Source organism: Vibrio sp. M250220 (assembly GCF_036533795.1).
Taxonomy (GTDB): Bacteria; Pseudomonadota; Gammaproteobacteria; order Enterobacterales; family Vibrionaceae; genus Vibrio.
On sequence record NZ_JATABI010000019.1, the window covers coordinates 34,218 to 54,189 of the forward strand.

Genomic DNA, 19,972 nt, shown 5'->3' on the forward strand with positions numbered 1-19,972 from the left:
GTTATGGCAATTGTTGGCTTAGGGACGGATATTGCTGAAATAGAACGAGTAGAGAATGCGCTCACCCGTAGCGGTGAGCCCTTTGCTAAACGCATTCTCACCGCCAATGAACTCGCAAAGTTTACAGGACTGAAGCAGCAAGGACGTTTTTTAGCTAAGCGTTTTGCGGCTAAAGAAGCAGCTTCAAAGGCGTTAGGAACCGGCATCGCGTTGGGGGTTAGCTTTCAAGACTTTGAAATTACCAACGATGCGTTAGGTAAACCAGTGCTGACATTAAGTGGCAAAGCTTTAGAAATGGCACAAAAAAAACAGGTGGAGCATATCCACTTGTCCATCTCCGATGAGCGCCACTATGCCGTGGCGACAGTGATATTAGAAAGCTAGCTGCCTAAGTAGGGCTGAGCACTTGCCACTACTTTTTCCATTTCATCCTGCAATTCAAATAACTCAGGCTCAATGTCCTCGATACTCGAGCCTGAACGAAGCTCCTTCTCAATCGTTGCACAGATATTCTTGAGTCGTGGTACGCCACAATAAGAGCTACTGCCATGCAGTTTGTGCACATGATGAATCAACTGTTTAGTGTCAAAGTGATCATCTTCAAGGGCGCCCTCAACAATCGCACTCACTTCAGGCACATAGTCAACAAGCATCTGTAGCATGTCGCGTGCGAGATCTTCTTTATTCGCAGACTGTTTAAGTGCCGCTTGCCAATCGATGATCATATTGCTGTGCTCTGAATGAGCAGCTTGTTCGACCGCTTCCTCAATCACGGCTGAAGTGCTGATATCGAGTTTTTCGAGCTCTTCTTGGTTGGTATGTGGATTCCAGTGCATTAGAACCTGTTGAAGCACATGTTCTTCGATCGGTTTGGTTAGGTAGTCGTCCATGCCTGCTTTCAATAGTCGATCACGTTCGCCACTCATAGCGTGAGCAGTAACTGCGATCACTGGCGTGTTGGCATTCAACTCTGTTTGTTTAATCTTCTTACACGCGGTCACCCCATCCATATGCGGCATTTGAATGTCCATCAGGATAATATCGAAATGCTGAGCTTCTGCTTGTTTGACGGCATCGATACCATTGGTACAGGTAATGACCTGGTCAACACGCTCTTGCAGAAGGGCACTGATGAGCTTCAAGTTGGCAGGGTTGTCGTCGACAGCCATGACGGTCAGTGGCAGCGTTTTTCTATTCTCTGTAACACTTTCCAGCAACGGCTCGCTTTCTTGATTCGCCGCCAGAGTCTGTAGCAATTTGCGTCTAGAGAGTGGCTTGGTGATACAGTGAATATGATACTTTTGGATCAGGTGATCTGATAGCGCGAGGCTGGTACTAGGTGTACCAACGATGACGTGTGGAGCACAGCGCATCGCTTGTTCCACCCAGCTCTGTACTGTCGCCACTTCGTTATCGCCGCTCGGCGATAGGTTGAGTAGAACGTAGTCATATTTCTCCACTTCCTCTGGTAATGAGGAGCGATAAGTCACGACTAAGCCTTCTTGAACCAGTGTCTGCTGAATGACAGATGCTGCTTGCATGTTTGGCTCAACCAGTAGCAATGAGCGTTGACGTAGTACTTGAGTTTCTAGCAACTCACTGACTGGCATATCGGTTGACGATAGACGTAAAGTAAACCAGAAGGTAGATCCTTGGTGGAGGCGGCTGGTAAGACTGATTTCACCGCCCATCTGGCTAACCAGTTTTTGCGTAATAACCAAGCCTAGACCTGTACCGCCATAACGTCTGGAGATACTGGCATCAGCTTGGCTGAACGCTTGGAATAGTTGCGATTGCTGACGCTCTGAAATACCGATACCAGTATCTCGCACCATAAATTGCAATTCGACAAAGTCATCTTTCTGAGAGCGCATCTCAACACTGATATCGATGTTGCCACGTTCTGTAAACTTGATCGAGTTACCGACTAAGTTAGTCAGAACCTGTTGAATACGCAGAGGATCCCCCACCAACCCAGCTGGAATTTTAGGATCGATCTTTAATGTTAATTCGAGCCCTTTCTCATGGGCGCTGGTGGCCTGTAGATTGACCACTTCTTCCAGCGAGCCTTGGAAATCAAACGGGATGTTCTCCAGTGCCAGTTTACCCGCTTCCAATTTAGAAAAATCTAAAATGTCATTGATGATATTGAGTAAGTTGTTTGCCGACTTTTCTATCGTTTGTAAGTAGTCGGCTTGGCTATTGGTTAGAGTTGTCTTGAGCATTTGTCGAGTAAAGCCGATGACACCATTAAGAGGGGTACGCAGTTCGTGGGACATGTTGGCCAAAAACTCGGATTTGACCCGAGCGGCTTCTTGAGCGCGTTTTTTGGCGATGTCGAGCTCGACGTTTTGAATTTCTAGCTGTTCAAGCGTTTCTCGTAAATCGGAGGTTGCTTGGTCAATGCTGTGTTGCATTTCTACGTGATATTCCGACAGTGACACCGCCATCGAGTTGATACCGTTTTTCAGGGAGTCTAACTCGCCATGCATCTTACCTTCGATACGGACATCAAGATGACCGCGACGAATTCGGTCGACCATGTTTTTCATATGGGAGATAGGGCGTGTCACGTCATACATCAATCGGTAAGCGAAGACGGCGGATAGACCTAACCCGATCAAGAGTACTAAGCAAGCCGAAAATATTTCCTGATACTGCTGCAAACGAAGTGAGGATAAATCGAGTTCAATCGCGACATAACCCAGAGCGGGGTTATTTCCCTGATCTTTCATTGTCGCCATGAGGCCTGATTCAGCGATCACAGGCGCTCTAAGTACCAAGGTGTTGTCTGTTAAATCAGAACTGACTAATAGTGGAATCGGTTCCGTGCGCGGGAAAGTAAGCAGCTCGAAATTGGGGTGAAAGTTTGAGGTAACAAAGAGGTCATGATTGTAATCGAACACTGCAATGCTTCGAACAAACTTAGAATTTTTTCGATGTGCATAACTAATGATTCGGCGGACTGACTCGCGGCTATTATTTTTTAACCCCTCTTCACTCGCGATCGCTAATGGTTCGATAATACTTAAACCTGAATTGATCACTTGCTTTTCAAGATCGTGATAGCGATTGAAAGAGAAAAATGCGCTCAAAAGCAGGCCGATAATCAGCGTAGGTGCTAACGTGAGTGTAATAACGCGGGCGCGCAAGCCATATCTTGTCATTATTATCTAAACATCGTGGTGTGGATATGGGAAAATGACTTCCAAAATTAATCGAAGTCGTCGAGTCCTTAAGCATAATCAACTCAGTCGGCTCAGACAATGATTCAGGCGTAAAAGCTTGGGACGTATACCTAAATAACCGCTAGATGAGGTTTGTCTTACGGGTATTTTAAGCAATTCGAGCACAAGGTCGTTAGACCATAGAAATAGGCACACAGCATGGCGCGTTTTTTCCAACCGAAGAAGAAAACTCAACTCAATACTAAGCATCAATCGCTAACCATTGAAAAACTCGATCATCACGGCGCAGGCATAGCTTATCAAAATAACAAACCTATCTTTATTGAAGGTGCTCTGCCCGGTGAGCAAGTGTTGGCGCAGCTGACAGAAAGTAAGAGTAAGTTTGCACGAGCCAAACTCATCAAAATTCAGCAACCCAGCCAGCAACGTATTGAACCTTTCTGTGCACATTATCATGAGTGTGGGGGCTGTAATATGCAGCACCTATCGAGTGCAGCGCAGCAAGAGTATAAGCAACAGACGTTGAGTCAGTTAATGAGTAAGTTTGCTGGGCAAAGTATTGAATTGGACGCGCCAATTTTAGGGGACTCTCAGAGTTATCGCCGTCGTGCCCGAGTGAGTATCAAGCTAAACAAAAAAACACGTCAGCTTGAATTTGGTTTCAGAAAAAAGAACAGTCAGGATATTGTCAACGTGACCCACTGTCCTGTGCTGGATACAGAACTGGATGCTTTGCTTGCTCCGCTGTATTCACTGCTACGCGGTTTCTCCAATCAAGAGAACATCGGTCATTTAGAATTGGTAAAAGGCGACAACACCAACGTGATTGTGTTGCGCCACTTAAAGCCTCTAAAAGCACAAGATCAGCAGGCGCTTGAAGATTTTGCACAGCAGCAGGGAGCGGCGCTTTACCTCATGCCAGAGAGTGATCAGCTAAATCGAGTTGTTGGTGAGTCGGCACACTATCGAGAAGCGGGAGTGACGATTCCATTTGAGCCGAATAACTTTATTCAGGTAAACCAGAAGGTCAACCAAGCTATGGTGCAGCAAGCTATCACTTGGCTAGAATTGACGGCTCAAGATAGAGTGTTGGATCTGTTCTGCGGTCTGGGCAATTTCAGTTTACCTATCGCTAAGCAGGTGATGAGTGTCGTTGGGGTTGAAGGTGTTGACGTTATGGTTGAAAAAGCCGCATCCAATGCCCAGTTTAACCAAATAGACAATGCGTCATTTTATCAGGCGAATTTGGAACAAGACGTTTCTGGTCAGCTCTGGGCCGCTGAAAAATTTGATAAAATACTGCTCGACCCAGCCAGAGCGGGGGCTAGTGGTATTATTGAGCAAATATCTGCGTTGGGTGCAAGTCGAGTAGTTTATGTTTCTTGCAATCCTGCTACCCTAGCCAGAGATTCGCAAAGCTTGCTAAGTCAGGGCTACAGATTACAAAAATTGGGTATGCTTGACATGTTTCCGCATACCAGCCATTTAGAGTCGATGGCACTCTTTGTAAAGGATTAAACGAACTTCCTCAGCGGCTGGTAGTCTCAATGCTGAGGATATCGAAGATAAAAAATATAACAGGACGAAGATAATGGTTGCGGTAAGAAGCGCACATTTAAATCAAGACGAACAGTTTGAGCTAGATAAGTGGATTGCTAGCTTAGGGCAAGACCCTAAAATTGCTAAGCGCTTAAAAGAAGTTTACCGTCGTGGCGAAGAAATCTTAGAGGGGAACGATCAAGGCCCACTGCTTTTGTGGCGTGGTCGGGAAATGATCGAGATCTTGATTACTTTGTCGATGGACAAAGCGACGTTAGTCGCTGCATTGCTATTTCCGCTGGTGACCAGTGGGGCTTACGATAGACAGCAATTTGAAGAAGATTTTGGTAAAGAGACCATCAAGCTGATTGATGGCGTTGAAGAGATGGCCGCGCTTGGTCAATTGAACGTCACAATGGAAGGCGGTGCTGCCTCAACGCAAGTGGACAATGTTCGTCGCATGTTACTCGCGATGGTCGATGATTTCCGTTGTGTGGTTATCAAGCTTGCAGAGCGAATTGCCAACCTAGTCGAAGTTAAAAAGGCGCCAGAAGAAGTTCGTCAAGCGGCAGCAAAAGAGTGTGCCAATATCTATGCGCCTTTGGCTAACCGCCTTGGCATTGGTCAGTTGAAATGGGAAATGGAAGACTACGCGTTCCGTTATCAGCAACCAGAAACCTACAAACAGATAGCTAAGCAACTTTCTGAACGCCGTATCGTGCGTGAAAAATATATCCAAGACTTTGTCGATGACCTGATGGCAGAGATGAAGGCCTCGTCGATCAATGCAGAGGTCAGTGGTCGTCCTAAGCATATCTACAGTATTTGGCGAAAAATGCAGAAAAAAGGTCTCGCATTTGATGAGCTATTTGACGTGCGAGCGGTACGTATCATTGCTGATAAGCTTCAAGATTGTTATGCCGCGTTAGGTGCTGTCCATACCAAATACAAGCATCTCCCAAGCGAGTTTGACGACTACGTCGCGAACCCGAAACCGAATGGATACCAATCGATCCATACCGTGATACTTGGCCCTGAAGGTAAGACGATAGAAATTCAGATTCGTACTAAAGATATGCACGAAGATTCTGAGTTAGGCGTGGCCGCGCACTGGAAATACAAAGAAGGTGGCGGTGGCCGTAGCGGTTACGACGAGAAGATTACTTGGCTTCGTAAGCTGCTGGATTGGCAAGAAGAAATGTCAGATTCAGGCGAGATGCTTGATGAACTGCGCAGCCAGGTGTTTGATGATCGCGTTTATGCCTTTACACCACGTGGTGATGTCGTCGACTTACCTATGGGCGCGACGCCTTTGGACTTCGCTTACCATATTCACTCAGAAGTCGGACATCGCTGTATCGGTGCGAAAGTCGCGGGACGTATCGTACCGTTCACTCACAAGCTGGCGATGGGTGATCAGGTCGAAATCATCACATCCAAAGAGCCGAATCCATCACGCGACTGGCTAAACCCTTCAATGGGCTTCGTCACTTCAGGTCGTGCTCGCGCTAAGATTAATGCTTGGTTCCGCAAACAGAGCCGTGAGAAGAACCTAGAAGCTGGACGTGAAATTCTCGAAACGGAACTGGCGAAAATCGGCGCGACGCTAAAAAATGCAGAGCACTATGCCATTAAGCGTTTTAACGTCAACAGTGCAGATGAGCTCTATGTTGGTGTCGGTAGTGGTGATTTGCGAATAAACCAAATCATTAACCATATCAACGCCTTGGTGAATAAGCCGACGGCAGAAGAGGAAGATAAGCAAGCCCTCGAAAAACTGCAAGAAGCAGAAAGCCGAGCTCCGGCTCAGAGCCGACCAAAGAAAGATGCCGTTGTCGTTGAAGGGGTTGATAACCTGATGACTCATCTCGCGCGTTGCTGTCAGCCAATCCCTGGGGATGAAATCGCAGGTTACATTACTCAAGGTCGAGGTATTTCTGTTCACCGAGCTGACTGTGAGCAGCTAGAAGAGCTAAGACATCACGCCGCAGAACGTATCATCGATACGGTGTGGGGCAGTGGCTTTGTTGGTTCATACATTTTGACGGTGCGCGTAGAAGCAATGGAGCGTAGTGGCTTGCTAAAAGACATTACCACCTTGTTTGCCAACGAAAAAATCAAAGTCACCAGCATGAAGAGTCGTGTCGACTATCGCAAGCAGTTGTCGATTATGGACTTTGACCTAGAGGTAACGAACGTTGAAGTACTGTCTCGTGTATCAAAGCGCGTAGAACAGATCAAAGATGTGATGTCGGTAAAACGCCTAGGCTAATTTTTACGTCGTATTTGGCTCCCTAACATCGTTAGCTGCACTTATTTAGAAAACTGATCAACATATATAATCAAGGTGAGTGGTTTTGGCTACTCGCCTTTTTGTTTAAAGGAAGAGATTAAAGATGAGTCACCCAATTGAACAGTTAGAACAGATCATGGCAACGCTGCGTGATCCTGAAAAGGGTTGTCCATGGGATCTGAAACAGAGCTTCGACACCATAGTCCCTCACACCATCGAAGAGACATATGAAGTGGTTGATGCGATTCAAAACCGTGATTGGCCAAATCTCAAAGAAGAGTTGGGTGACTTGTTATTTCAGGTTATTTTCTATAGCCAGTTGGCTAAAGAGCAGGGCTTGTTCGACTTTTCGCAGGTCGTTGATACGGTCAATGAGAAGCTCACACGTCGCCATCCACACGTGTTTTCGGATATCGAATTTGAGAATGAAGAGCAAATTAATGCCAACTGGGAGGCTGAAAAAGCCAAAGAGAAAGCGCAAGTAGGCAAAACTGAGCAAAGTATTCTAGACTCAATACCAGTCTCTCTGCCGGCTCTTTCGCGTGCTACAAAAATACAGAAGAAATGCGCGAAATTCGGTTTTGACTGGGATTCAATCGGGCCTGTTGTTGACAAGGTTCATGAAGAAATTGAAGAGGTTATGGACGAAGCACTGCAGGTGACACCTAGCGATGAAAAGATAGAGCTAGAGCTTGGTGACTTGTTGTTTGCGACGGTAAATTTAGCTCGTCATTTAGGAGCTAATCCGGAAGTGGCTTTGAGCAAAGCTAACCTCAAGTTTATGCGCCGCTTTAAAGGTGTAGAAGGTTTGGTCGCAGAACAAGGCAAGCAACTGACTGATTTTACTTTAGAACAGTTGGATGCTTTCTGGGATGAAGTGAAAAGGCAAGAGGTCGGTGTTGATTAAACCGTCACTCGAATTTGATTTGAAGCAAAAAATAAAAAATTGCAGTGTGATAGATTTCACGTTGTAGCGGAAAAGGGCTTCTGGTATATTTATATCCCGTCCAGAAGAAATCCATTTTCCCTCATTCAACCAATTTCAGGTTAAACATGACGACAAATTACATTTTTGTTACTGGCGGGGTTGTATCCTCTCTAGGTAAAGGTATTGCAGCAGCATCTCTTGCGGCTATTTTAGAAGCTCGTGGTCTTAAAGTGACTATGATGAAGCTTGACCCTTACATCAACGTTGATCCAGGCACAATGAGCCCGACTCAGCACGGTGAGGTGTTCGTCACTGAAGATGGCGCTGAAACTGACCTTGACCTTGGTCACTACGAGCGTTTCATCCGTACTAAAATGACCAAGCGCAACAACTTCACAGCAGGTCGTGTTTACGCTGACGTACTACGTAAAGAGCGTCGTGGCGACTACCTAGGTGCAACGATTCAGGTAATCCCTCACATCACTAACGCTATCAAAGACCGCGTAATCGCTGGTTCTGAAGGACATGATGTTGCTATCGTTGAAGTGGGTGGTACGGTTGGTGATATCGAATCACTACCATTTATGGAAGCTATTCGTCAGCTAGCGGTAGAACTAGGCCGTGAGCGCGCAATGTTCATGCACCTAACTCTTGTTCCTTACTTAGCAGCAGCGGGCGAAGTGAAAACTAAACCGACTCAGCACTCTGTAAAAGAGCTACTGTCGATCGGTATCCAGCCAGATATTCTTGTTTGTCGTTCAGATCGTATGATCCCTGCGAACGAACGTAAGAAGATTGCTCTTTTCTGTAACGTTCCAGAGAAAGCAGTTATCTCTATGAAGGACGTAGATTCAATCTACAAGATCCCTCAACTAATCAAGTCTCAAGGTCTAGACGATCTTGTTTGTGCTCGTTTCGGTATTTCTGCACCTGAAGCTGACCTTTCTGAATGGGAACAGGTTATCTATGAAGAAGCGAACCCAACCGCTGAAGTGACTATTGGTATGGTTGGTAAGTACATCGAACTGCCAGATGCATACAAGTCAGTGAACGAAGCACTGAAACACGCAGGTCTTAAGAACCGCCTAAGCGTGAAAATTAAGTACGTTGATTCTCAAGATGTCGAAACTAAAGGTGAAGAAGCTCTGCACGGTCTTGATGCGATTCTTGTTCCTGGTGGTTTCGGCGATCGTGGTATTGAAGGTAAGATTCTTGCTGCAAAATACGCTCGTGAGAACAAAGTACCTTACCTAGGCATTTGTTTGGGTATGCAAGTGGCACTGATCGAATACGCACGTAATGTGGCGGGCATGGCAGGTGCACACTCAACAGAATTTAACAAAGAGACTAAGTACCCAGTTGTTGGTCTAATCACTGAGTGGGTTGACGGCGAAGGTAACGTAGAAGAGCGTACTGAGAAATCAGATCTTGGTGGTACTATGCGTCTAGGCTCACAACTGTGTCACCTAGAGAAAGGGACTAAAGCTTACGAACTTTACGGTAGCGCGACGATCCATGAACGTCACCGTCACCGTTACGAAGTGAACAACAATCTTCGTCCAAAAATTGAAAAGGCAGGCCTGAAAGTATCGGGTCTATCAGCGGACAAGAAACTGGTAGAAGTTATTGAGAACCCAGCTCACCCATGGTTTGTAGCGGCTCAGTTCCACCCAGAGTTCACTTCTACACCTCGCGATGGTCACCCACTATTTGCAGGTTTCGTTAAAGCAGCTGGTGAATTCCAGCGTGGCGAATTAGAGAAGTAAAGGATACAGGCAGTAGCGTTAGTAGTGCTGCTGCCTTTAATTTTGACATTATATATTCAACGAGAAGGAAACATTCAATGTCTAAGATCGTTAAAGTTCTAGGTCGTGAAATCATCGATTCACGTGGTAACCCAACTGTAGAAGCTGAAGTACACCTAGAAGGCGGTTTCGTAGGTATGGCTGCTGCTCCATCTGGCGCATCAACTGGTTCACGCGAAGCTCTTGAGCTACGTGACGGCGACAAAGCTCGTTTCCTAGGTAAAGGTGTTCTTAAAGCTGTTGAAGCTGTAAACGGTGCAATCGCTGAAGCTCTAGTTGGTAAAGATGCTAAAGACCAAGCTGCAATCGACGCTATCATGATCGAGCTAGACGGTACTGAAAACAAATCTAAGTTCGGTGCTAACGCAATTCTAGCTGTATCTCTAGCGAACGCTAAAGCTGCTGCAGCGGCTAAAGGCATGCCTCTATACGAGCACATCGCTGAGCTAAACGGTACTGCTGGTCAGTTCTCTATGCCTCTACCAATGATGAACATCATCAACGGTGGTGAGCATGCAGACAACAACGTTGACATCCAAGAGTTCATGATCCAACCAGTTGGTGCTAAGACTCTTAAAGAAGGTCTACGTATCGGTGCAGAAGTATTCCACAACCTAGCTAAAGTTCTTAAGTCTAAAGGCTACAGCACTGCAGTTGGTGACGAAGGTGGTTTCGCTCCTAACCTTAAGTCTAACGCTGAAGCTCTAGAAGTTATCGCAGAAGCTGTTGCAGCTGCGGGTTACGAACTAGGTAAAGACGTTACTCTAGCTATGGACTGTGCAGCATCTGAGTTCTTCGACAAAGAAGCTGGCATCTACAACATGAAAGGCGAAGGTAAAACGTTCACTTCTGAAGAGTTCAACCACTACCTAGCTGAGCTAGCTAACCAATTCCCAATCGTTTCTATCGAAGATGGTCTAGACGAGTCTGATTGGGCTGGCTTCAAGCACCAAACTGAACTACTAGGTGACAAGCTGCAACTAGTAGGTGACGATCTATTCGTTACTAACACTAAGATCCTTGCTGAAGGTATCGAGAAAGGCGTAGCTAACTCTATCCTTATCAAGTTCAACCAAATCGGTTCTCTAACTGAGACTCTAGCTGCAATCAAGATGGCTAAAGACGCAGGTTACACAGCTGTAATCTCTCACCGTTCTGGCGAAACTGAAGATGCAACTATCGCTGACCTAGCGGTAGGTACTGCTGCAGGTCAAATCAAAACTGGTTCAATGAGCCGTTCTGACCGTGTTGCTAAGTACAACCAACTAATCCGTATCGAGGAAGCTCTAGGTGAGCGCGCTCCTTTCAACGGTCTAAAAGAAGTTAAAGGTCAATAATTCATAGTTTGAATTATTAGCTTAAAGCTCTAATAAATGCCTCACTTTTTAGTGGGGCATTTTGCATTTAAGGCTCTAAGAACAATGAGCCGTTCTGACCGTGTTGCTGCTATACCTAAAAGAAAGCAACCAACTAATCCGTATCGAGGAAGCTCTAGGTGAGCGCGCTCCTTTCAACGGTCTAAAAGAAGTTAAAGGTCAATAATTCATAGTTTGAATTATTAGCTTAAAGCTCTAATAAATGCCTCACTTTTTAGTGAGGCATTTTGCGTTTAAGGCTCTAAGAACAATGAGCCGTTCTGACCGTGTTGCTGTCGAAAGGGTTGGTAAGAGTTATTGCCTAAAAGAGCTCATATTCTAGTTAGCGGCTAGTTCTTTAATTGCCGTAACTCTGCGTTTTTCCATCTCTTCTCGAATATCCGCACCTTTGAAGCCATCCTGAATGATTGATTGGACGTCGACAGATAATGCCGCTTGGTAGGCTTGCTCAAAAACCGCTTTTTGCGGGTAATCAATCTCTTCATGGCCTGTTCTGCCACGGCTATCGGCCATACAGCACAGTAGAATGTCTTGTAGGCGCTCTGGCTTGCGCCATACATCGAACTTATTAAGCACTTTGAGTTTGGTTTCAGGGCGAAGCTCAGCTGCACGATGGATATTTGAGTGCTGTTCACAAACCATCAATGCTAGGTCACGATATTCGTTGGGCACTCTCACTCGTTCGCATAACTGCTTAATTAACTTTAGTCCTGTGTGGCAATGCATTTTATGGCTAGGCCATTCAGAAGGAGGGGTGACACCTTTGCCTAAGTCATGAACTTGCGCTGCAAATCGCACAGGTAACGAGTTGCTGAGCAAGGCTGCTTGCTTAGCGACCATTAACGTGTGAATACCGGTATCTATTTCTGGATGCCATTTTTCTGGCTGAGGTACACCGAATAGGGCATCAAGTTCAGGAAGCAATACGCTAAGAGCACCACATTGCCTTAATACAGATAAAAATACTTGTGGGTTGGGGGTTGAAAGAGACTTTTGCCATTCAAGCCAAACTCGCTCGGGAGTAAGGTTATTCAATTCTCCAGAATGTACGATTTGGCGCATTAGCGTTAAAGTTTCATCAGCAACACTGAACCCCAAATGATCAAGCTTAGCGGCAAAGCGAGCGACGCGTAACACGCGCAACGGATCTTCAGTAAAGGCACTAGAGACATGGCGCAAAATACGATCTCTTAGATCGGCTTGACCATTGAATGGATCGATGATGGTGCCATCAGGATCTTGTGCCATCGCGTTGATAGTAAGATCTCGGCGCAGGAGATCTTCTTCTAAAGTCACATCGGCGGCAAAGTAACACTCAAATCCAGTATATCCCGAACCAATCTTGCGTTCGGTGCGGGCAAGGGCATGTTCCTCCTTCGTTTTAGGATGAAGGAATACAGGGAAATCTTTACCGACAGCGGTATAGCCTTTTTCAAGTAGTTGTTCGGGTGTTGCACCGACCACGACCCAATCTTTGTCATAGATGTCGATCTCGAGTAACTGATCGCGGACTGCACCACCAACAAGGTATCTTTGCACCTAGCTCTCCCTTTTATCTATAATGTCATTGGCTATTTGTGCCAGCAATGGTACTTTCCTTAGCGACAAATTCCCAGAGACGAGAAGTATGTATCAACAATATTTTGCGCTAACAGAGCTACCATTTTCGATTGTGCCTAACTCTCGTTTTGTATTTCAAAGTCGCCGCCATAAAGAAGCCACTTTTCAAATTCAAGCCGGGCTTGGAGAAGGCGGTGGCTTCGCGATGCTTACTGGTGAAGTGGGTACAGGTAAAACGACCATCGCTCGCTCAATACTAAATACTCTAGCAGAGACAACACAGGCAGGGTTAATCCTCAATCCTACCTTTTCTGATATTGAGTTGCTTGAAGCGGTATGTGATGAGTTTGAGCTGGATTATCCGCAGCAAGCGTCACTTAAGCAGCTTAACCAACGTATTCATAAGTTCTTACTGGATAATCACTCTAAGGGGATTCAGACCTTACTGGTGATTGATGAGGCACAACATTTATCTGCGGATGTTCTTGAGCAGCTAAGGTTGCTGACGAATCTTGAAACCGAGAGTCAGAAACTTCTCAAAGTCCTTTTAATCGGACAACCGGAGCTACAACTTAAGCTACAGATGCCACAGCTGAGGCAGCTAGCTCAACGTATTACGGGGCGATACCATTTGCTCCCGTTAAGTAGCGATGAAACTCGAGATTACATTCGATTCCGGCTTACTCTTGCAGGTGGCCCCCCTGACTTATTGCCTGCCAATGCAATTAAGTACATCGCGCGTAACACGCAAGGAATACCGAGATTAATCAACCTCGTCTGTGATGCAAGTTTAAAGCGTGCGTATGCGAATGGAGAAAATCACCCGACGGTAACGACTGTTCAACAGGCTTGCGATGAAGTGATGAGTTTTCAAACCGCGTCTGTTCAAACCTCGGCAGTTATTGGCAGCCATCCACCGCCACGCATCGCTAAGTACATGACGGCGATGAGCGTAGGTGGATTACTCTCTGTGATGGTCTATTTAATGACGCCTAGCCTAGTGAGCTCGACTATCTCTGAGTTATTGCAACAACAGTATCCAAGGGTTGAAAACGTTGAACACATAACGACGGTATTTCCTCAACAGCTTAAAGCACAGTTGGCGCAAGCGAGCGATCAGGAACAGGCGATTTCGGATCTTTATCGAGTATGGGGCTATCGGGCTTCAGTACTGGATCAGTTATGTTTGGATAATGGCAATTCCCAGTTCCGCTGTGAACTGGCGAACGGCACATTAAGTGAGCTTATTGAACTCAATACACCTGTCGTCCTCACTCTGAATATTGATGGACAGGCTCGTTTTGCTGTTCTCTATGCGCTTTCGAACAGCAAAGCAAAGTTATTGGTCAATAATGAGCTGGTGGCGTTTGATACTCAATGGCTAGAAAGCATCTGGCATGGTGAATATCGGCATATCTGGCGCGGTTATTGGGACGAAACGCTCAAGCCAGGTATGCAAGGTGAGAAGGTAGTAATACTTGACCAGTTTATATCTCAAGCTCTCGGGCAGCCAAAATCGGCGACGTTTGTATTTGATCAACAGCTAAAAGAGAAAGTCGAACTATTTCAACGTTGGAAAGGGCTGACAGTGGATGGTATTGCAGGGAAAAAGACCTTGCGTTTACTGGAGATGTTATCTCAGCCAGATAGACCCAAACTAACAGTGGATAAGGAAAATACCGATGTCTAAGGTTATGCGACAACTCAAAAGTTCAGAGCGAAGCCGATGCTCAACTGGCATGCAAGCGCCAATGTTGGCTCCTGTCATGACGACGCAGCCACAGCCTATAGGCAGGTTGCGATACTTCTCGATAGCATTCGTTCCGCCTATGGTGATAGCGGGTCTAGTCGTTATTCATACCTATCAGTCACAAAAACAAGCTTGGCTTGAATCCAATGTTAGTGAGACGGTATCAATTGAAGTTCCGTTCGAATACCAGATTGAAAAAGCGCCAGACTTTGGGCCTCTGGCTGCGACCTATTCTCAGCGTGATGATAAAGTGTCTAACGTTACCGAAGGTGAAATAGACGATGACGCTCTGCCTGATGAGATACTCGGGAAGGCTGGAAACACCGTTCAAAGTGTAGCTTCAGATCAAACCGATCTGCTGACAGGTCTCGATTTGTCAGGTCTATCACCAGAGCTGGCGCAACGGTTTGCAAGCGCCGTTAATACAATCCCTCAAGTTGAGCCAGTGAACTCGGATGACCGAGTGTCAAACCTGTCACAACAGCCTGATAGTTGGTATGGAAAACTGCCAGCAATGAACTTTCAGACGCATGTCTACTCGAGCCGAGCTGATAAGCGTTGGGTTAAGGTAAATGGGGTAGAGTACAGTGAAGGTGACTGGATTAGCGCGGATGTTGAGTTGGTGGCGATCGAGCAGCAAGCCTGTCGGATTCGCTACAAGGGCGAGTTGATAGAAGTGCCTGCCTTATATGATTGGAAAGGTTAACTGATTAAAAAAGGTCACGACATCGTGACCTTGTTAATTTCTGTTCTACTTACCCCCAACCGGATGGAGAACGTTTTCTGCGTGGAATGATATGTGGCAGAATCAAGCCAAGCAGTAGACCGATACCTGCAACGCCACCGCCATACATAAAGTATTTCAGTAGTAAGTCATCTTTCTGTGTATCCAGTTTCGCACGCAGTTTGCGAACTTCTTCCTGAGAAGCGGATAGCTGTTGGCTCATTTCGTTGTAGCCTAGTTCTAACTCACTGATTTGGCGGTTACGAGTTTCTAGAGAATCGACTAATCCCGCTTTTTCTTGATCAGCATTTGAGCGAGCATTCGCCAGCTTCTCTTTAACGTCTTTTAGCTCATCTTCAAGCTTAGGTAGTCGTAAAGCCATGCTTTCTTGATTAGTAACGAATCGGCTTTCAATCCAGCCTCTACGTCCTTTGCTGTCTTGAACTTCTGTATATCCAGAGTCTTTGTTTGTCGACAGTAGTTTTACTTTTTCGCCAGCATCAATACTGCCGATAATGCGGAATTGGTTGCTTGGACCAGAGTGCATATAGGTAAAAAGCTTATCAGAAATATAACGGTCTTGAGCAAATGCCGCTGGCACAGCAAGCATCGAGGCCAAAACGAAGCAAACCAGTTTTTTCACGGTAAATCCTTTAACAGTCTAAGAGGGGCTGCAAACCCATTATCTATATAATTCTAGAGCCAAATAGTAAGTAGTTTCTGAGATGACTGCAACAAAGAAGGGAGGCTTAGCCTCCCTTTATGCGGTTTTGAGTCAATAATGACAGTGAGTTAACACATCACTGACGTCATTGATTAAACAAACATCGCTTGAATCGCGTAGAAGAATACGACTGCCAATAGCGCACCTGCTGGCAGTGTAACGATCCAAGATGCAACGATGTTACGCACAACACCAAGGTTAAGTGCTGCGATACCACGAGCAAAACCAACACCTAAAACAGCACCAACGAGTGTTTGAGTGGTAGAGATTGGCAGACCTGTACCTGACGCTAGTACTACAGTACATGCAGTAGCAAGCTGAGCGGCGAAGCCACGGCTAGGTGTTAGTTCTGTAATACCAGTACCAACCGTTGCCATTACTTTGTGACCAAGAGTCGCAAGACCAACAACAATTCCAAAGCCACCGAGTGGTAGAATCCACCAAGCGATCGTACTCTTGGTTGTAATCTCACCCATGTGCTCCACTGTCGATACAACCGCAGATAGAGGGCCAATGGCGTTAGCGACGTCGTTTGAGCCGTGAGCAAATGCCATCGCACAAGCTGTGATAACCATCAGAACGCTAAAGATGCCTTCTACACCAGCAAAGCCATGATCATCTTCGCGGCTAGCAAATTTCTTCTGAATGTAGAAGTAACCACCAGCCATTACGATTGCAGATACAATGGCTGCCCACATCCAAGCTTCACCGTTGGATAGGTGCAGACCAACGTGCTTAAGGCCTTTCTTAATCGTAACCAGAGCAATTACCATAGTGGTAATAAACATGTAAACAGGTACGAAGCGTTTAGCGTTAAACAGAGGTTTTTCAGTATCGAATATCAGTCGTTGTGCACTGACAAAGATTACGTAAGCAAAGAAACCAGAGATAACAGGAGTAATAATCCAGCTACCTACAATGCCTTGAACACTGCTCCAGTCAACCGCTTCTGTACCTACTGAAACACACGCAAAACCGATGATTGCACCGATGATTGAGTGAGTCGTTGAAACTGGCCAACCCATGTAAGAAGCGAGTAGTAGCCATGTACCAGCAGCTAAAAGCGCTGACATCATACCGAAGACAAGTACGTCAGGTTGGTGAGCAAATAGGGACGTTTCAATTACGCCTTTACGGATAGTGTCGGTTACTTCACCACCTGCTAAATATGCACCAGCAAACTCAAAGATCATCGCAATGATGATTGCTTGTTTGACGGTTAGCGCTTTTGACCCCACAGATGTGCCCATCGCATTGGCTACGTCATTTGCGCCAATACCGATAGCCATCATAAAGCCAAAGACTGCTGCAATAATAATCAGGACAGTGCCGTAGTTCGCAAGGATATCCATCGTAATACCTAGTTGTTGATAACAAGCGGAGCAAAAATTAAGAACGACGAAACCCCTTCAGCGCGTCAGTATTTATCGCCTATAAGGGGTGTGAACTAGTTAGATGCTCTTCGTTATTTGGTTAACTTATATTTATGAGCGAGACAACATTACTTCCAGACGCGCACCAACACGTTGCGCCTGATCAGCAATACCGCCTACCCACTCTAGAATTTTGTAAAGGAATATCACATCAACAGGATTTAGATCCGATTCGATCGCCATTAGTTGTTGGCGAAGTTGGATCTGCATCGCGTCTGTGTCGTCCTCAATCACATCCAGTTGGTGGATCATTTCAGCCACAAGCGTTACTTCGCGGCCTTTAAATCCAGTTTCCAATAACTCATCAAGCTCATTGATAACTTTTTGCGCTTGTTCAGCTGCGTCTAGGCAACGTCTTACGTACGCAATAAAATTCTCTTGAAGAGGTGCAGGGATAGTCAATTGACGGCCATAAACTCGGCCAGCAATGTCTTTTGCAAGGTTTGCGAGTTTGTCCTGTTGTGTCAGTAGTTCAAGCATGTCGCTGCGATCCACTGGCATAAACAAACCACGAGGAAGTTTTAGACGAATTTCGCGCTTAAGTACGTCGGCTTCCTTCTCAAGATGAGAAATCTGTGCACGAATTTCAGATGCTTTCTCCCAATCCCCTTTTGAACTTACTTCGAAAAAGTTGATTAGGTGTGAGCAACATTCATTTACACACACAACGTGGCGCTGCAAAGGTTTAATAGGGGACTTTGCAAATAGCCCCATAATTGTATTTACTGGCATGGTCATTCAACCCAATTAATATAACCTAAAAACTAACATACACCATTTCATGGCGAAATGTTGAACGATGGCTATAAAGGCGCGCATGTTAACTCATTAAATCCATCATTAAAACTGTTTTAGATCATCATTAAGTCGATATTTCTTTCTTGCCGAGTAAGAAAATTGGCAATATCCTGTCTCTATCTGCTTTGAAAGGTATAACTATGGAAACCGAGATAGAACTGAAGTTTTTTGTATCTCCCGATTTTTCAGACACTTTACGAGACAAGATTTCTGAAACAAAAGTACTTCAGCACAGCTGTCGAGAGTTAGGTAACACTTACTTTGATACGCCGGATAACTGGCTTCGTCAGCACGATATTGGTCTAAGGATTCGCCGTTTTGATGACGTCTATGTTCAGACGGTGAAAACATCAGGTCGTGTGGTTGCAGGATTGCACCAGAGACCGGAGTACAATGCTGAACATGACAGCAATGACCCGCAATTAGCCCTTCACCCGGGCGATATTTGGCCGGCAGGAAAAGATATCGCCACGCTACAGTCTGAGCTTCAGCCACTTTTCTCTACTAATTTCATCCGAGAGCAATGGTTGATTGGTATGCCTGATGGTAGCCAAGTTGAGGTTGCGTTTGACCAAGGCATGGTCGAAGCCAATGGTAAGCAAGATCCGATTTGCGAAGTTGAGCTCGAGCTAAAGTCCGGACAGACCGATGCGTTATTTACACTGGCTCGTAGCTTCTCTGAAGATGGCGGTATGCGCTTAGGCAACTTGAGCAAAGCAGCCAAAGGCTACCGTTTAGCGATGGGCTACACGGGGGACGAAGTAAAACCGTTAACCTTAGTTGCAACGAATAAGAATGACACCGTTGAGTCGTGCTTTATCAACTCTTTAGAACATGCTCTTTCTCATTGGCATTACCATGAACAGATCTATTCAGAGCGTGATTCGATCGAAGCGGTGCATGAGATAAAAAATTCGCTCAGCTTCATTCGACAGATTTTAACGGTTTACGGTGGTGTGGTTCCTCGTCGTGCAAGTGCTATTTTGCGCCAAGAGCTTAAATGGCTTGAGCAAGAACTTGAGTGGTTACATGATTACGACTACCTCGAAGATCTGCTTGATGACAAAGGCCATGCGCTACGTAAACTCGATGCGCGTAAGTTTCTTGTCAGTGAACTGAAACTGCTTCAAGAACAGCTACCGAGTCGTGAACAAGTTTTGGAGTTACTGAATTCAGCACGTTATACTGGCTTGTTGTTAGATTTAAGTCGCTGGATCCTGACTCGCGGTTGGCAGCCTTTCCTTGATGATAAGTCTCGCGAAAAAATGACACTTAATATTGAGCATTTCTCAATACAGCAACTTGATCGCACATGGGCTGAGTTGATGGAAGCTTTCCCACCAGAACGCAACCTAACTAGCCAAGACTACATTGAGCAGCAATACCGTTTGATGCGTAATCTATATACCGGTGTTAGCTTTGCTAGCCTGTTTGATGTTGATGAGCGCAACGGTTTCCGTTTGCCTTGGAGTGATCTATTGCATGGTACGGATGACCTGCAAAAGCTAAAAACGTTAGAGCAATTAGTGGACAAGCTAGAAGGCGAAGAGCGTGAACAACTCGAGCGTTGGTTGGCACGACAAGAAAGCTCGATACTTCATGCTATGGAGCAGACTCGAGTCATTTGTATTGAAGCTCAGCCATATTGGCAAAGCTAATCAGTAAATAACGTAAAAGCAACGGGAGCCTTATGGCTCCCGTTTTGATTTTCAGCCCTAAACCACCTACTTCAGTAGGTGGTTATCATCCGTTTCGGCTTTGCCTGTAAAACTACTCATGCTAAATGCGTCTTTGATTTTTCCAGAAGTCAAAGAGGACAAATAACATGAGTAGATACAATCAAGCTTCCCACGT

At 45.7% G+C, this 19,972-nt stretch carries 14 protein-coding genes; 9 read left to right on the forward strand and 5 right to left on the reverse strand.

Annotated features, from left to right (window positions below; all coding sequences use genetic code 11):
- Nucleotides 1-3: 3 nt before the first annotated feature.
- Nucleotides 4-384, forward strand: a complete 381-nt coding sequence (acpS, locus tag QTN94_RS09075) for a holo-ACP synthase (RefSeq protein WP_331416170.1) — start codon at nt 4-6, stop codon at nt 382-384.
- Here acpS and barA read toward each other — a convergent pair.
- The gene (gene barA / locus QTN94_RS09080; RefSeq protein ID WP_331427471.1) at nt 381-3,167 is read right to left on the reverse strand and encodes a two-component sensor histidine kinase BarA; all 2,787 of its coding nucleotides are present in this window, start codon (nt 3,165-3,167) and stop codon (nt 381-383) included. The genes acpS and barA overlap by 4 nt on opposite strands.
- A gap of 219 nt (nt 3,168-3,386) precedes the next feature.
- Between barA and rlmD the strand changes: the two genes are divergently transcribed.
- The 5 genes from rlmD (at nt 3,387) to eno (ending at nt 11,090) form a co-directional block, all read left to right on the forward strand.
- Nucleotides 3,387-4,706 carry a 23S rRNA (uracil(1939)-C(5))-methyltransferase RlmD gene (gene rlmD, locus QTN94_RS09085; RefSeq protein WP_331427472.1) on the forward strand — a complete coding sequence of 440 codons (1,320 nt, stop codon included), beginning with the start codon at nt 3,387-3,389 and terminating at the stop codon, nt 4,704-4,706.
- Nucleotides 4,707-4,779: 73 nt separating this feature from the next.
- Nucleotides 4,780-6,999 (forward strand): GTP diphosphokinase, encoded by a 2,220-nt coding sequence (gene relA / locus QTN94_RS09090; protein WP_331416173.1) that lies wholly within the window; start codon nt 4,780-4,782, stop codon nt 6,997-6,999.
- A gap of 124 nt (nt 7,000-7,123) precedes the next feature.
- The gene (gene mazG, locus QTN94_RS09095) at nt 7,124-7,927 is read left to right on the forward strand and encodes a nucleoside triphosphate pyrophosphohydrolase (RefSeq protein ID WP_331416174.1); all 804 of its coding nucleotides are present in this window, start codon (nt 7,124-7,126) and stop codon (nt 7,925-7,927) included.
- Between the two features lie 146 nt (nt 7,928-8,073).
- A complete protein-coding gene (locus QTN94_RS09100; RefSeq protein ID WP_331416175.1) occupies nt 8,074-9,714 on the forward strand; it encodes a CTP synthase in 1,641 nt (546 codons plus the stop codon).
- Nucleotides 9,715-9,791: 77 nt separating this feature from the next.
- Nucleotides 9,792-11,090, forward strand: a complete 1,299-nt coding sequence (gene eno, locus QTN94_RS09105; RefSeq protein WP_331416176.1) for a phosphopyruvate hydratase — start codon at nt 9,792-9,794, stop codon at nt 11,088-11,090.
- Between the two features lie 357 nt (nt 11,091-11,447).
- Here eno and QTN94_RS09110 read toward each other — a convergent pair whose 3' ends face one another.
- Entirely contained in the window at nt 11,448-12,668 is a 1,221-nt protein-coding gene (locus tag QTN94_RS09110) for a multifunctional CCA addition/repair protein (RefSeq protein WP_331416177.1), read from the reverse strand.
- 88 nt (nt 12,669-12,756) lie between these two features.
- Here QTN94_RS09110 and QTN94_RS09115 point away from each other — a divergent pair, with 88 nt between their 5' ends.
- The gene (locus QTN94_RS09115) at nt 12,757-14,379 is read left to right on the forward strand and encodes an ExeA family protein (RefSeq protein ID WP_331427473.1); all 1,623 of its coding nucleotides are present in this window, start codon (nt 12,757-12,759) and stop codon (nt 14,377-14,379) included.
- Nucleotides 14,372-15,145: a general secretion pathway protein GspB gene (locus QTN94_RS09120; RefSeq protein WP_331427474.1), complete on the forward strand. Its 774-nt coding sequence runs from the start codon at nt 14,372-14,374 to the stop codon at nt 15,143-15,145. The genes QTN94_RS09115 and QTN94_RS09120 overlap by 8 nt, the downstream gene beginning before the upstream one ends.
- Nucleotides 15,146-15,194: 49 nt before the next feature.
- On the opposite strand, the gene QTN94_RS09125 is transcribed toward QTN94_RS09120, so the two are convergent.
- The 3 genes from QTN94_RS09125 to QTN94_RS09135 all read right to left on the reverse strand — a co-directional run bounded on the left by QTN94_RS09125 (nt 15,195) and on the right by QTN94_RS09135 (nt 18,052).
- The gene (locus tag QTN94_RS09125) at nt 15,195-15,806 is read right to left on the reverse strand and encodes a TIGR04211 family SH3 domain-containing protein (protein ID WP_331427475.1); all 612 of its coding nucleotides are present in this window, start codon (nt 15,804-15,806) and stop codon (nt 15,195-15,197) included.
- Between the two features lie 173 nt (nt 15,807-15,979).
- On the reverse strand, nt 15,980-17,239 hold the full coding sequence (locus QTN94_RS09130; RefSeq protein ID WP_138971832.1) for an inorganic phosphate transporter: 1,260 nt from the start codon (nt 17,237-17,239) through the stop codon (nt 15,980-15,982).
- Nucleotides 17,240-17,371: 132 nt separating this feature from the next.
- Nucleotides 17,372-18,052 (reverse strand): TIGR00153 family protein, encoded by a 681-nt coding sequence (locus tag QTN94_RS09135; protein ID WP_331427476.1) that lies wholly within the window; start codon nt 18,050-18,052, stop codon nt 17,372-17,374.
- A 206-nt stretch (nt 18,053-18,258) separates the two neighbouring features.
- Here QTN94_RS09135 and QTN94_RS09140 point away from each other — a divergent pair, with 206 nt between their 5' ends.
- Nucleotides 18,259-19,776: a CYTH and CHAD domain-containing protein gene (locus tag QTN94_RS09140; RefSeq protein ID WP_331427477.1), complete on the forward strand. Its 1,518-nt coding sequence runs from the start codon at nt 18,259-18,261 to the stop codon at nt 19,774-19,776.
- Nucleotides 19,777-19,972: the final 196 nt, after the last annotated feature.

Bases quoted from the DNA above. Each gene is read 5' to 3' on its own strand.
- acpS (WP_331416170.1), top strand. From the start codon at position 4: ATGGCAATTGTTGGCTTAGGGACGGATATTGCTGAAATAGAACGAGTA.
- rlmD (WP_331427472.1), top strand. From the start codon at position 3,387: ATGGCGCGTTTTTTCCAACCGAAGAAGAAAACTCAACTCAATACTAAG.
- relA (WP_331416173.1), top strand. From the start codon at position 4,780: ATGGTTGCGGTAAGAAGCGCACATTTAAATCAAGACGAACAGTTTGAG.
- eno (WP_331416176.1), top strand. From the start codon at position 9,792: ATGTCTAAGATCGTTAAAGTTCTAGGTCGTGAAATCATCGATTCACGT.
- barA (WP_331427471.1), bottom strand. From the start codon at position 3,167: ATGACAAGATATGGCTTGCGCGCCCGCGTTATTACACTCACGTTAGCA.
- QTN94_RS09140 (WP_331427477.1), top strand. From the start codon at position 18,259: ATGGAAACCGAGATAGAACTGAAGTTTTTTGTATCTCCCGATTTTTCA.
- QTN94_RS09130 (WP_138971832.1), bottom strand. From the start codon at position 17,239: ATGGATATCCTTGCGAACTACGGCACTGTCCTGATTATTATTGCAGCA.
- QTN94_RS09115 (WP_331427473.1), top strand. From the start codon at position 12,757: ATGTATCAACAATATTTTGCGCTAACAGAGCTACCATTTTCGATTGTG.
- QTN94_RS09120 (WP_331427474.1), top strand. From the start codon at position 14,372: ATGTCTAAGGTTATGCGACAACTCAAAAGTTCAGAGCGAAGCCGATGC.
- QTN94_RS09135 (WP_331427476.1), bottom strand. From the start codon at position 18,052: ATGCCAGTAAATACAATTATGGGGCTATTTGCAAAGTCCCCTATTAAA.
- QTN94_RS09100 (WP_331416175.1), top strand. From the start codon at position 8,074: ATGACGACAAATTACATTTTTGTTACTGGCGGGGTTGTATCCTCTCTA.
- mazG (WP_331416174.1), top strand. From the start codon at position 7,124: ATGAGTCACCCAATTGAACAGTTAGAACAGATCATGGCAACGCTGCGT.